The following is a 12,772-nucleotide window of genomic DNA, read 5'->3' as shown; positions in this document are numbered from 1 at the left end:
AAGGAGATGTCGATCATGGTGAAAGTTCTTGTGGTGGAAGATGTGGCCTCGGAGCGACAGCTCATCAGCGATTACCTCCGCTCAGAAGGCTATCAGGTGGTAGCGGTGGCCAACGCCCAAGAGGCATTGCAGCAGATCCGCAACGACAAACCCGATGTGGTGCTGACGGACTTGGTCATGGAAGGCATGAGCGGGCTGGAATTGTGCCGCCAAATCAAGAAAAACCCGGAAACCCAAAAGTTGCCCGTTGTGGCCTGTACTTCTAAAAATCAAGAGCTGGACAAACTCTGGGGCATGAAGCAAGGGATCGATCTTTATCTGACCAAGCCTTTTACCCGCGAAGACATTTTGCGGGCCGTGAAATCAGTAGTGCTCAGCCCGAGCTCATGATTTTTGCCACTCCTGTCCTTGCTGAGCTGCGCCTCCAGTTAGGATCCCTGTGATTATCACGAATTGTTCTTAGGAGATGTCTTAGAATTGGCAGAGCGAGAACGGCAATGGCGGTAGCTTTCTCCCCACACAGCCCTACTTCTACCCGTACCGGCGAGCTGTACTTACATCTACAGTTGGGGGTAGACTGTCGGGCCCTTTTGCCCATGGCATTTGCCCAGGAAGCTCTAATTGTTGGCCCGCACCACTTTACCCTTCTCCCCAACCAGCCCGCATGGGTGCTGGGCTTGTTCAACTATCGCAATCGCATTCTCTGGGGACTGGATCTGCCGCAATTTCTCGGCCTAGAGCCCTTGGACTTTGGGCAGCCCGAACACCACTTGGTGGTGATGCGCCCAGAATTTGGGGGCTCTGCATCGCCAGTGCGAACAGGCTTGGGCCTGGCAACCCAACACGTGAAAGGAGTAGCTCGAGTGCCCGCCGAGGAGATCCAACCCTTAACAAAAGCCCAGGCAGCACAAAACAACTTTCGACTGGAGAACTTCTACGACTCTTGCAAAGGGCTGGTGTTGGAAGGGGATGAGCCTCTCTGGGTGCTCGACCCTCTTGCCATTGTCCAAAAGCTCAACTCAGTTGATTCCTCGGCAAACCCTTGATCTTGGCGACCTTTTCCCCGACTTACCCTCACTTAAAGGCAAAATTCTATGGTTTCCTTCCGTCCCCTCTTTCTCAGGCCTGCTCCATCTTCCCGGCCCCAACGCAAAGTCGCGGGATCCCGCCTGGCCCTGGCAATCAGTTTTCCTCTGGGCATCAGCTCCCTGCTGTTTGCCGTCTCTGCCGGCAGCGTAGCCCGCACCTATTTCGAGTTCGAGCCGGCGATCTCGCGGCAGTTCACCCTGCAAAACCTGAGCGATCAGGTGATCTATTTGGATGAAGTCTTGACCATGTCTGCCCGCATGGCCGCTGCCAGCGGGGATCTGTCCTGGGAAGAGCGCTACAACATCCATGTCCCTCAGTTGGATGAGGTGCTGGCGGAGATTCAGCAATTGGATCCCGCCTCTTACGAAGCCTATGCAGCCAAAACCACAGCAGCCAACATCAAGCTGGTGGAGTGGGAAGTGCAGGCTTTTGATCTGATTCGGGCCGGCGAGCAGGAACGGGCTTTCAACTTGCTGCACAGCCCTGAGTACGAAGAGCAAAAGCGCATCTACGCCGAAGGGATCAACCAAACCCTGGAGGCCATTCGCAGCAACATTCAGGCCAGCGTCCAGCTTTACGAGCAAAATCTGCTGCAGGCTTTGATCTTTTCCGGCATCAGCTTCCCGATTCTGCTGCTGAGCTGGGGGATCATTTTGATCCTGGTGCGCAACTTTGTGCGGGAACGCAACGCCACCTACGAGCGACAAGTTTCCGACACCCGACTGGCCCAGCGGTTTGCCGATATTGCCCGGATTCGCCAAGAGCAAGAGCTGATCGATCCCCTAACTGACTTGTTGGGCGAGATGCGCCAGCGCTTCGGTGCCGAACGAGTGGCCTTCTATCGCTTGACCGCTCCCGAAGAGGCGCAGGTTATCGCTGAATCTCACGACAGCCGCCTGCCCGACACCTTGGGCACCCTCCTCCGCAGGATCCCGGCTCCGATCCAGCAGGCTCTCCACGGCGGGCAAGTTTACGCTTTTGGCCCGGTGCCTAGGCCAGATCTGGGCGCCGACTACCTGCAGAGGCTGGCCACAGCCCAACTGAAAGCCGAGATGATAGCGCCGGTGGTGCGTGGCGATGAGCTTTACGGTTTTTTGGCAATAGGCCGCGCCCAAAGCCAGAGCTGGTCTGACGAAGAACAGAAAACCTTGGCAGAGCTGGCCAACCGCCTGGGTCAAGCTTTGGGTAACCTGGGGGCGCTGGAGCAAAAAGCCGTGGCCGCCCAGGAACGGGAGCGGTCGGAAGCGCTGCAAAGAGAGCTGCTGCAGCTTATCAGCGAGGTCACAGAAGCCTCGCGGGGGGATCTCACGGTGCGGGCGCAGCTAACAGCCGGACAAGTTGGCATCATGGCGGACTTTTTCAACGTCATTATCGAGAGCTTGCGCGACATCGTGATTCAAGTGCAGCAGGCCGCCGGTCAAGTCAACCAATCCATTGGTCGTGACGAGGCAGCCATTCGCGAGTTGGCCGAAGCCGCTCTCCGACAGGCCACCCAAATCGAAGAGACCTTGCGCTCTGTCGAGCAAATGACGCTCTCAATCGAGGAGGTAGCCGATAAAGCCCAACAGGCCGCCACCGTTGCCGAATCTGCCGCCGCCACGGCCATCAACAGCAGCTTGACTATGGATCGCACAGTGCAAAACATCCTGCAACTGCGGGAAACGGTGGCCGAAACGGCCAAGAAGGTGAAGCGGCTGGGGGAATCTTCCCAGCAGATTTCCAAGGTGGTGTCCTTGATCAACCAGATTGCGCTGAAAACCAACCTCTTGGCGGTGAACGCCAGTATCGAGGCAGCCCGTGCCGGCGAAGAAGGGCGAGGTTTTGCGGTGGTCGCCGAGGAAGTCGGGGCACTGGCGGCCCAGTCGGCAGAAGCCACCCGCGAGATCGAGCGCATTGTGGAAGGGATCCAACGGGAAACCGGCGAGGTGGTACAGGCGATGGAAACCAGCACCGGCCAGGTGGTGGAGGGAACCCGCTTGGTGGAAGCAGCCAAGCAGAGCCTGGGACAAATTGTGGAAGTCTCGCGGCAGGTGAACCAGCTCTTTCAGGCCATTGCCCGCTCCACCGATGCCCAGGCAGATGCATCTCAAACGGTGCGCCAGTTGATGCAGCAAATCGCCAACATTGCCGCCCAGACGGCGGCAGCCTCGCAGCAGGTGGCCAACTCTCTCCAGGCTACGGTGGCGGTTGCCCGTCAGTTGCAGACTTCTGTGTCCACCTTCAAGGTGGGGGAGGCGGTTTAGCATGGGGCCGAATCCCACTTCCCTCGACCCACGCGAGTGGCAGGTTAGGCTGCAGTTTTTGGACGAAGCCCAGGCTTACCTCGACACCCTGGAGGCAGGGGTGTTGGGCCTGGGATCCCAGAGTTTGGATCGCCCCCGTTTGGATCGCTTGCTGCGGGCTGCTCATTCCATCAAGGGCGGGGCGGCCATGATGGGCTTTCCGGTGCTTAGCGACTTGGCCCATCGCCTGGAAGATGGTTTCAAGATCTTGCAGGTGGATCCCCAAAAAGCCGACCCCGCAGTGGAGCGCAACCTCTTGGCGGCGTTGGATTGCATGCGCCAAATAGCCCAGCAGCACCGCCAGCAGCGGCTTTTGGACGAATCTTGGCTGGCAGAGCGGGTGCAGCCTCTTTTCGATCAATTGCGAGAGCAGTTGGGAGAGTTGCAGCCTGAGGACAACGTCCAAGTCCTGGCAGCAGAGGCCGGGGGCGATATGCGGGTGCTGCTGTTTGCAACCGAGGTGGAGGCCTGTCTGCAGCGGTTGGAAGGTGTGCTGGCCCACCCCGAGCAGCCCTGTTTGCGGGAGGAGTTTCTCATTGCTGCCCAAGAGCTGGGGGCGCTGGGGGAAATGTTGGATCTGCCTGCCTTTGCCACCCTGTGCGGCTCAGTAGTCCAAGCTCTGGAGACGCTGCCGCCAAATGCCAAGGAGCAGGTGTTGCCCGTTGCTCAGGCGGCTTTACAAGCTTGGCGACGCTCGCAGGCCCTGGTGCTGGTCGGTCAGGTCGCTCTTCTCCCCAGCTCCTGGGATCCGGCAGAGCCTCCAGTTTCCCCCCCGCCAGAAGCCCCTCCCCCTGCAATGGCAGGAGCCACCGAGCTGCCGGATTCGATTCCAGCCGGGGCCAAAAGCGCTGCCGAGATGCTACGGGTGCCGGCTCGCCCTCTGGAACAGTTGGGGGAGCTGTTGGGAGAGCTCATAGGGGAGCGCAACCGCTTAAACAGTCGCCTGCAACGGCTGCGGGAGCTGGTCAGCTTGTTCAAACGGCGGGTTCGCACTCTAGAAGAAACCAACAGCCGCCTGCGCAGCAGCTACGACCGCGTCGCTGCCACCGTGCCTGCTTCCGTGCTCTTGAAAAAAGAAGGGGATCCCGGCCTGACCTTGGCCGATACCTTTGACCTCTTGGAGATGGATCGCTATGGAGAGATGCACCTGCTGACCCAAGAGGTGATGGAAACCGTTGTGCAAATTGATGAGGTAACCCACGATATCGACACCACCCTGCAGGAGACCGAAGGCAGCGCCCGCCAGCTCAGCCGCCTCTCCAGGCAAATGCAAACCCGTCTCGACCAGGTGCGCATGCAGCCTCTATCGGATTTGACGGATCGCTTCCCCAGAGCGCTGCGGGAGCTGAGCTTAGCCCATGGCAAGCCCGTGGAGCTGCGGGTCTTGGGGGGATCCACCCTAATCGAGCGCTCGATTTTGGAGGCCTTGGCGGATCCCTTGTTGCACTTGGTGCGCAACGCCTTTGACCACGGCATCGAGGCTCCAGACACCCGCCTGGCCCAGGGCAAGCCGGCCAAGGGCCTCATCGAAATTGCCGCCAGCCAACGGGGCAACCGCACTCTGATCACGGTGCGAGACGATGGGGCAGGGATCTGTCTGGATAAAATCCGGGCCCGCGCCTTGCAGATAGGGTTTTCCGCTGCCGACCTGGCTGAGGCCAGCTCCCAGGAGCTGCTGGAGTTGATCTTCCAGCCGGGCTTCAGCACCGCCGAGCGAGTCAGCGAGCTATCTGGACGGGGAGTGGGTCTAGACGTGGTACGCACCAACCTGCAACGAATTGGCGGCCAGGTGCAGGTGGAATCTTGGCCGGGACGGGGCACGCTGTTTACCCTCACTCTGCCCGTTTCTTTGAGCGTCACCCGCGTGCTGCTGACAGAATGCCAGGGGTTGATGTTGGCTTTTCCGGCCAACGCAGTGGAAGAATTGCTTATCCCCCCGCAGTTGCCTGCCGATTCCTTTCTCTGGGAAGGGGAGCAGATCCCTTTAATTCCTGTGGGCCACTGGTTTCGCTTCGCGCGCTGGCAGCCTCGCCGGGAAATTGACGAGACCCCCCTTCTCGACCGACCTGTGGTGCTGCTGGTGGTAGAAGACAACCGGCCCTATGGCCTGTTGGTGGATCGCTTTTGGCGGGAGCAAGAGGTAACTCTGCGCCCGGTGGAGGGAGGTCTGCCTCTGCCGTCGGGATTCTCCGGCTGTACGGTTTTGGCCGATGGGCGAATCGCTCTTTTCGTGGATCCGCCTGCCCTCTTGAGCTGGCTGCTCGCCCAGCGGGATCAGCCCTGTCAGTCGGCAAGGGATCCCCTTCCCCAGCCCAGGTTTGCCGCCCAGCCCACCCTGCTGGTGGTGGAAGATTCGGTCAACGTGCGCCGCTTCTTGGCCATGACCCTAGAAAGAGCAGGGTTCCGGGTTGAACAGGCTCGCGACGGACAAGAGGCCCTCGAGCACTTGCAGAGAGGAATTCCCATCCGAGCGGTGATTACCGACATTGAAATGCCGCGGCTGGATGGCTTTGGCTTGCTGGCCCAGATTCGTGCCCACCCCCTGTATGACCAGCTTCCCGTGGTCATGCTCACCTCCCGCAGTGGCGAGAAACACCGCCAACTGGCCCAGCGGCTGGGAGCCAGCGCCTACCTCTCCAAGCCCTTCCAGGAACAGGAGCTGATCCAAAAGCTGCGGCAACTGCTGCAACCAGCCTCTTCGGCACCTTCCACCGGCGTTTTGATGGCGAGGTAGTCCATGCCCCTGCTTTCCCCTCTGCGCCTGCGTCGTCTGGCTCGGCAAGAACAACTGAGAAACCGGCAGACCTTGATTACTTTCCAACTGGGCTCCTACTGCTTCGGCCTCCCTGTTGATCGGGCGCGGCGAGTTTTTAGCTGGGCAGAGTTTCAGCTTGCTCAGGAGGGCGGCCCCCAGCTTTTGGATACCGGTCGTTTGTTGCTGGGCCGAGGGATCCCTTTTCAACCGGAAGGGGTTATTCTGTTGCAGCCAGGCAGTTCTGAGGACGGATTGTCCGACCAGATCGACAACCCAGAAACAGGGGCTCTGCCCATTCCCACTCAGCCCCTCCTGCGCCGTCTGCCCTCTTCCCAGTTGCAGCCTCTCCCCAGCCGCTATGCAGCTCAGGCCCGCCAACGGGGTATTGTGCAGTGGATCCCGCCAGCCGAAGGCCAGCTCCCCCTGTTGGTGTTCGACCCTCATCTCTGGCCTGCCTGTTCTTGAGAAGGGAGAGGGGGCAGTTGCAGCTCTGGATTCTCCACGCGGGTTAGCTCCCAGCGAAAGGGCTCCCCACCCCGTCGCTGCCAATTCAATTGGAAGGGTTGCTCCAAGGCGTTCACCTGATCCCGCGTCAGGTTGGCCAAGGGGCCGCCGGAGCCCTCGATAACAAACCAGAGGGTGGCCCGTCCTTGGCGACTGGGATCCCCTAGGTCGAGCTGCACCTGCAGCGCTTGGGGTTGGAGGCGCAAGCGAAAAAATTGCCCGAAGATCTCGCGGCTGTAGGCCAGCGCCCGCTGCTTGTTCAGGCCCCAACCATCGCTATAGGCCTCAGATACCAACATCTCCACCTGATCCCAGTTGCGCTGCTCCACCGCCCGCAGCAATCTCTCCGTGTGGACGCGGATTTGTCGCTCAGGCCGCCCGTATTGCCAAAAGGCTCCCACCCCGATAGCCAAGACGACGGATCCCACCACCCCCCAGCGCAGCCAGGGGGGAAGGGGTGAAGAGGGGGAATGGAGAGAGGCAGACAAGGGATCCCTCTTGGGCAGTAGGGGGATTGCTCCCTCTAGCCTACGGGATCCACATGTGAGAAGATCAAAGTCCCATCCCCAAATCTGTGCAGCCTTTGCCAGGCACAGCACGCCCCCGAAGTTTAGCCAACCGGTCATGACCAAGTCCACCGATCGCCTGCTGCTGGAGTTTGAGCAGCCTGTTGCCGCCCTGGAGCAACGAATTCAAGAAATTCGGGCCTTGGCCGAAGAAAACGACATCGACGCCTCTGAGCAGATTCGCCAACTAGAGGCCAAAGCCGAAGAGCTGCGCCGCGAGATCTTCAGCCAGCTCACCCCCGTAGAACGGCTGCAGGTGGCCCGCCATCCCCGCCGCCCCACCACCCTGGATTACGTACAGACCATCTGTGACGACTGGTTTGAGCTGCACGGGGATCGCCACGGCCAAGACGATCCGGCCATCGTCGGCGGCCTGGCCAAACTGGGGGATCAGCCGGTGATGATCCTCGGCCACCAAAAAGGCCGCGACACCAAAGACAACATCCACCGCAACTTCGGCATGCCCAACCCCGCCGGCTACCGCAAAGCCCTGCGGCTGATGGAACATGCCCACCGCTTCGGCCTGCCCCTATTGACCTTTATCGACACGCCGGGGGCCTACCCAGGGGTTAAGGCAGAAGCCGAGGGCCAGGGGGAAGCGATCGCCACCAACCTGCAGACCCTGTTTCGGCTGGAGATCCCCATCATCTGCACCGTCATCGGCGAAGGGGGATCCGGGGGGGCTTTGGCCATTGGCATTGGGGATCGCATCTTGATGTTTGAGCACGCCGTCTATTCGGTGATCTCGCCGGAAGGCTGTGCGGCCATCCTTTGGAAAGATGCCAAGAAAGCGCCGCAAGCAGCGGCAGCCCTGCGCATTACCGCCCAAGACCTGCTGCAGCTAGAGGTCATTGACGAGATCTTGCCGGAGCCGGTTGGCGGCGCCCACCGCGCCCCCCTGGAAGCTGCCCAGACGCTGAAAGAAGCTCTCCTGCGGCATCTCAAGGAGCTATCTGCTCTGAGCGGGCGGGAGCTGCGGGAGGAGCGCTACCAGAAGTTTCGCCGCATGGGGGCCTTTCTGGAGCTGGCTCAAGAGAGCTAGACCGGATCCCTACCAGGTGACCCGATCCCGCAGTTGCTCAATCCGGGCCGGCCCGATGCCCTTGACCCGCTGTAGATCTTCCAAGGAGGAAAAGGGACGGGCCTCGATGATGCGCTGCGCCAGGGCCGGGCCAATGCCGGGCAACTGCTGCAGCTCTGCTGCGGTGGCGGTGTTTAAGTTCACGCGGGAAGCTTGCGGGGTAGCCGGCTGGGAAGGGGATCCCCTGTCAGGAACGGAGATCACCTCGACTTCCAGCAGCTCCGGCTCTGCTTCAGATGAGGAGAGGGCGACGGGGACAGGGCTGGGGCAGAGGCGGGCTCTCTCTTCCGCCTGTTGCTGCAGGCGGCGGCTGGGGCCAAAGCGGGCCTCGGCAATGAGCCGCTCGAACTCGCGCACAAAGTGATCCACCACCCGCTCATTACGGATGATCAAAAGGTTTTCGTCGTTGATGTGGTTGGCCGCCATTGACCAGTTGTGGGATCCGGTGATCACCGTGGCCTGAGGAGTGCCGGGATCGACGATGGCGAACTTGTGGTGCAGCTTGTCTCCCGGGGCGAGGTTGGGCACGCCCACGGATGAAGCGGGCACTGTCCAAGGCAGGCGGGCCGCGTCCACCCGGCAGTTTTCGTCCGGGAGCAGCAGCCCCCACATCTCCAGGGTGCGGCTGTAGTCGCGAAAGGCAAAGCCGGGATCGAACACGCCGCGGATCAGCACGTTGCGCTCCTGGCGCAGTTGCCTGAGCTGGTTGGCAATGCCTGAGTCCGTAAAGACGAACAGGGCCAGATCCACCTGCTGCTGCGCTTGGGCCAGGGTGGCCGCGATGATGCCGTTGGAAGTGGCCTCGTAGGGCAGGGAGCGGCTGCTGGGAGAAAAATGTACCCCCACGATGGCATCGCCAAGGTAAACCGTCTCCAGGGGACGCTTGAGCTTTTGCACCCCGAAGCGGCTGTCGGGCAACCCTCCCGGCCCATCTCCCCACATGAGGTTGAACTCCTCGGTGTAGAGGCGAGCCAGCTCGGGGCTATCCAGCAGCAGCAGGTGGTTGGCGTTGCCCACACTGCCGGGGGCATCGAAATCCCCGTGGATATCGGAGAGGGTAAAATTGGCCGATCCGGTCAGCACCCGCTGCCCGTCGATAATCACAAACTTGTGGTGCATCAGGCCGCTGCCCTTGGAGCCGTCGGCGGTGTCGTCCAGCCAGGGCACCTGCCCCCCATCGAGCAGGGCATAGACATCCCGCGTGGCGATCTCTTCTGGGGAGAGGCGCCCATCCCGGTTCACATCCACCAAGTTGCGGTACTCCTCGTACTTGCGGCGGCTGCGCTCGTCCAACGCCCGCACTTCGGCAGGGGTGAGCTGGTGCCAGGCCCGCACATAGGTATTTTCGGTAATCACCCGCACCGGGATCCCGGCCTGGCGCCGCTCGGCCAGGGCCTGGGCAATCAGGGGCAGGTTCAACTCTTGCACCGCCACATCCAGCGACTGCTGGGCGGAGCGGATCTGGGAGAGGATCAGCTCCTCCAGGTTGTAGCCGTAGCGATAGACCTGGCGATAGGGATCCCGATAGGTGCTCTCGCGGCTTTGGTTGAACGCCACCCGGATGCGGGGGTGCTGCGGCAGAGGGGCCAGGGTGGGCAGCTCTGGCTCTTGGGGATAAGGCCGAGGTCGGGGGCCCACCCAGTAGCCAATGGCCACCAGGAGCAGCAGCAGGGCAGCCCAGGGCAGCCAACGACGCAGTTGCCGCCGCCAAGATGGGATCCCGATCCCGTTCATCCCCTTTCTCCCCTCCAGCAACCACACCCAGAATACCGAACTTTACCGTAGCCACTTCTACGCAAAAGTGACCCCTGCTCTGCTCTAGGGCCACCCGTGCGAGAACGGCTTTTGACCCTAAGATGGAGACGAATGTTTTGAGTTATTAACTTTTGTTATGAATCGCAAAGCCCTCACCCTTGGACTGACGGCGGCCACCTGCTTGGCCTTGGTCGGTTGTGACAGTTCCAGCAACGATACAGCCATTGCCCTGCCGACGCCCACTCCGACTCTCTCTCCCAGCCCTACGCCGCTGCCCAATATCGTCGCCGTTGCCGCTGCTAACCCTAACTTCAGTACCTTGGTGACGGCCCTGCAGGCAGCGGGCTTGGTGGGGGCTTTGCAGCAAGAAGGCCCCTTCACGGTCTTTGCTCCCACCAATGCTGCCTTTGCCGCTTTGCTCCCTGGCACGGTGGAAGCCTTGCTGCGGCCTGAGAACCGGGCAGAGCTGGTGCGCATTCTCACCTACCACGTGGTTCCCGGCTTGGCCCCCTCCAGCGCCCTCAGATCCGGCCAGCAGGTGACGACTTTGCAGGGATCCCCTGTCACTGTCACCCTTCTTGAGGGCGGACGGATTCGCATCAACAACGCCAACGTGATCACCGCGGATATTCAAGCTGCCAACGGCATCATCCACGTCATCGACACCGTCTTGATCCCACCTCGCTAAGGCTTCAGGCATTATTAAGAAAGAAGATCAAGTCCGGCAGTGATTGGGAGGCCCAGCGTGGAACGGCCCAAGTGGGTAGCCATTATGACGGGAGCTTTGGCCATTGCCCTGGGGGTGGGCTATTTGTTGTTGGTGCAGCTATTGGACTACCGGGGGGGCGAGTTTTTGCCAGCGCCGCTGGAGCCGCCGGCGGTTTTGCCAGGGATCCCTGGCCTTTTTGGCCACTTGGGCTGAGGGCGATCTCGATTGGCGTTTTCTGTCTTCAGCTTCTGGTTTTGCCGGTGGGTAGCTGTTCCTAAACAAAGCTTCTTGCAAAAACTGTATGCCCAGCTGCAGCTAGCCCTATGCTAGAGAAGCGGCTGCGGAGCCCGCTTGCGCCGGGGTTGCCAGCGGAGAGGGTTCAGCCGTCCTAAATTCGCGAACGCTTCTCTCGCCTTTGCAGATCTCTAGACTAGATAGATCTTCAGGGTTTGCCTGGGGATCAGGATCTGTTCCCGATTGGGCATTTGGGCAAGCTGTGGGTTGGCATGGTGTTGTCGCGCTCCACTTGGCTGTGGTTGTTGACGGGGCTGGGCTTGGCGGCTCTCAGCCAATACCTGCAATGGGTTGAGGGCATCTACAGCTTTGTGGCTCCCTATTCGGTGCCGCTGGCGGATCTGGCGGTGGCCGGCATCCTGGGCGGAACAGTGGCGGCAGGGCTGGTGGCACGCCATTGGTGGCAACAGGTTCGCCGACCGCAACAGGATCCCACCCCAGCGGCCAAGCCGCGGCGGCGGGTTAAGTTGACGCGGGATCAGGTGCAAGCAGATCTGCAGGATGTCGATCGCCTTATCCAGAAGCTGCAGGACGACATTAGCCGTCGCGCCTTGCAGGCCAAGGCGCGGGAGATCGATCGACGGCTGGCCCAGGAAGAATTGCACCTGGTGGTGTTCGGCACCGCTTCTGCCGGCAAAACCTCTCTCATCAACGCTCTGCTGGGGCAGCCTGTGGGGGAAACCGCTCCCACCCTGGGCACCACCCAGCAGGGATCCATTCACACCTATCAACTGGAGGGCTGGAGTGGCCCCATCTCCCTCACCGATACCCCTGGCCTGCTGACCATCGGCGGCGCCGGCGAGGCGGAGGCCCGCGCCCTGGCCCAGAAGGCGGATCTGTTGATTTTGGTGGTGGCCGGGGATCTGCTGGCCTCAGAATATGCCGAGCTGCTCGAGCTGGCCCGGCTGGGGAAATCCACCATCCTGGCCCTTAACAAGACGGATCAGATGTTGCCGGAGGAGGTGGAGATCATCTTGGCCCACCTGCGCCAGCGCACCGCCGGCGTCATTCCCCCTGAGCAGGTGGTGGCCATTGCCGCCGACCCGGAGCCCTTGAAGGTTCGCTACTGCTTCCCCGATGGCTCCAGACAAGAAACCTGGGAGCCGCAGCCCCCCGATACAGGCGCCCTGGTCCAGCAGATGGCCCGCCTGCTGCAGCAAAAGGGATCCCATCTGCGCCTGGCCAACGCCCTGTTGCAAACCCAAACCTTGAGCGAGGCCGTCCAACAGGCCCTGCGGGAAGAGCGCTACCACCAGGGTCGCCAGATCGTGGAGCGGATGCAGTGGGCCACCGCTGCTGCCCTGGCCGTGACCCCCCTTCCGGCTTTGGATATGCTGGCGGGGGTGGTCATCCAGGCGCGCATGATCGGGGAGCTGCATCAGGTGTTCGATCGCCCCATCACCCTGCAGCAGGCTCAACAAATGGCCCACAGCCTGGCGCAAATGATCGTGCAGCTTGGGGGACTGGAGCTGGCCACCCAGGCCCTGGGCTCTGCCCTCAAAGCCAGTCCCTGGATGCTCATGGGGATCCCGCTGCAGGCGGCCAGCGGAGCCTATCTGACGCGGGTGGCGGGGCTGAGCTACCTGGAGTGGCTGCAATCGGGGGATCCCTGGCAAGAGGAGCTCCTGCAAGAGCGGCTCAAGCAGCAGCTTCACAGCCGTTATCCGCTGGCCTTTCTCAAGCAATTGGCTCGCCAAGCCCACTCCAGCAGCTAGCCGAACAGCCCAAGCTCAGCTA

Annotated in this window: 11 protein-coding genes; 9 read left to right on the top strand and 2 right to left on the bottom strand. The window is 61.3% G+C overall.

The window, feature by feature from the left end; all coding sequences use genetic code 11:
- Positions 1-15 precede the first annotated feature (15 nt).
- The 5 genes from NW855_RS00865 (at position 16) to NW855_RS00845 (ending at position 6,591) form a co-directional block, all read left to right on the top strand.
- Complete coding sequence (locus NW855_RS00865; protein ID WP_011434291.1) at positions 16-390, top strand: response regulator; 375 nt, start codon at positions 16-18, stop codon at positions 388-390.
- A gap of 206 nt (positions 391-596) precedes the next feature.
- Complete coding sequence (locus NW855_RS00860; RefSeq protein WP_240527341.1) at positions 597-1,046, top strand: chemotaxis protein CheW; 450 nt, start codon at positions 597-599, stop codon at positions 1,044-1,046.
- 48 nt (positions 1,047-1,094) lie between these two features.
- Positions 1,095-3,332: a methyl-accepting chemotaxis protein gene (locus NW855_RS00855; RefSeq protein WP_414402785.1), complete on the top strand. Its 2,238-nt coding sequence runs from the start codon at positions 1,095-1,097 to the stop codon at positions 3,330-3,332.
- A gap of 1 nt (position 3,333) precedes the next feature.
- Complete coding sequence (locus NW855_RS00850) at positions 3,334-6,105, top strand: hybrid sensor histidine kinase/response regulator (RefSeq protein ID WP_011434294.1); 2,772 nt, start codon at positions 3,334-3,336, stop codon at positions 6,103-6,105.
- A 3-nt stretch (positions 6,106-6,108) separates the two neighbouring features.
- Positions 6,109-6,591, top strand: a complete 483-nt coding sequence (locus tag NW855_RS00845; RefSeq protein ID WP_414329976.1) for a hypothetical protein — start codon at positions 6,109-6,111, stop codon at positions 6,589-6,591.
- Here NW855_RS00845 and NW855_RS00840 read toward each other — a convergent pair.
- Positions 6,567-7,118, bottom strand: coding sequence for a hypothetical protein (locus NW855_RS00840; RefSeq protein ID WP_414402786.1), 552 nt, complete (start codon positions 7,116-7,118; stop codon positions 6,567-6,569). The two genes, NW855_RS00845 and NW855_RS00840, sit on opposite strands and share 25 nt — an antisense overlap.
- Positions 7,119-7,254: 136 nt before the next feature.
- On the opposite strand from NW855_RS00840, the gene NW855_RS00835 reads away from it, so the two are divergent.
- Positions 7,255-8,238 carry an acetyl-CoA carboxylase carboxyltransferase subunit alpha gene (locus NW855_RS00835; protein WP_414508258.1) on the top strand — a complete coding sequence of 328 codons (984 nt, stop codon included), beginning with the start codon at positions 7,255-7,257 and terminating at the stop codon, positions 8,236-8,238.
- 9 nt (positions 8,239-8,247) lie between these two features.
- On the opposite strand, the gene NW855_RS00830 is transcribed toward NW855_RS00835, so the two are convergent.
- Positions 8,248-10,011: a phospholipase D-like domain-containing protein gene (locus NW855_RS00830; RefSeq protein ID WP_414346710.1), complete on the bottom strand. Its 1,764-nt coding sequence runs from the start codon at positions 10,009-10,011 to the stop codon at positions 8,248-8,250.
- 157 nt (positions 10,012-10,168) lie between these two features.
- Between NW855_RS00830 and NW855_RS00825 the strand changes: the two genes are divergently transcribed.
- The 3 genes from NW855_RS00825 to NW855_RS00815 all read left to right on the top strand — a co-directional run bounded on the left by NW855_RS00825 (position 10,169) and on the right by NW855_RS00815 (position 12,750).
- Complete coding sequence (locus NW855_RS00825) at positions 10,169-10,720, top strand: fasciclin domain-containing protein (RefSeq protein ID WP_414402398.1); 552 nt, start codon at positions 10,169-10,171, stop codon at positions 10,718-10,720.
- Between the two features lie 57 nt (positions 10,721-10,777).
- Positions 10,778-10,954, top strand: a complete 177-nt coding sequence (locus NW855_RS00820; RefSeq protein ID WP_011430963.1) for a hypothetical protein — start codon at positions 10,778-10,780, stop codon at positions 10,952-10,954.
- A gap of 272 nt (positions 10,955-11,226) precedes the next feature.
- Positions 11,227-12,750 carry a YcjF family protein gene (locus NW855_RS00815; RefSeq protein ID WP_414508257.1) on the top strand — a complete coding sequence of 508 codons (1,524 nt, stop codon included), beginning with the start codon at positions 11,227-11,229 and terminating at the stop codon, positions 12,748-12,750.
- Positions 12,751-12,772: the final 22 nt, after the last annotated feature.

It is taken from the genome of Synechococcus sp. RC10B2, assembly GCF_047502635.1.
The sequence above is the reverse complement of the archived record's forward strand: the minus strand, read 5'-3'. Positions and strand labels throughout refer to the sequence as shown.

What these genes read in the sequence shown, in the direction of transcription:
- NW855_RS00865 (WP_011434291.1), top strand. Translation starts at nt 16, where the DNA reads ATGGTGAAAGTTCTTGTGGTGGAAGATGTGGCCTCGGAGCGACAGCTC.
- NW855_RS00860 (WP_240527341.1), top strand. Translation starts at nt 597, where the DNA reads ATGGCATTTGCCCAGGAAGCTCTAATTGTTGGCCCGCACCACTTTACC.
- NW855_RS00855 (WP_414402785.1), top strand. Translation starts at nt 1,095, where the DNA reads ATGGTTTCCTTCCGTCCCCTCTTTCTCAGGCCTGCTCCATCTTCCCGG.
- NW855_RS00850 (WP_011434294.1), top strand. Translation starts at nt 3,334, where the DNA reads ATGGGGCCGAATCCCACTTCCCTCGACCCACGCGAGTGGCAGGTTAGG.
- NW855_RS00845 (WP_414329976.1), top strand. Translation starts at nt 6,109, where the DNA reads ATGCCCCTGCTTTCCCCTCTGCGCCTGCGTCGTCTGGCTCGGCAAGAA.
- NW855_RS00835 (WP_414508258.1), top strand. Translation starts at nt 7,255, where the DNA reads ATGACCAAGTCCACCGATCGCCTGCTGCTGGAGTTTGAGCAGCCTGTT.
- NW855_RS00830 (WP_414346710.1), bottom strand. Translation starts at nt 10,011, where the DNA reads ATGAACGGGATCGGGATCCCATCTTGGCGGCGGCAACTGCGTCGTTGG.
- NW855_RS00825 (WP_414402398.1), top strand. Translation starts at nt 10,169, where the DNA reads ATGAATCGCAAAGCCCTCACCCTTGGACTGACGGCGGCCACCTGCTTG.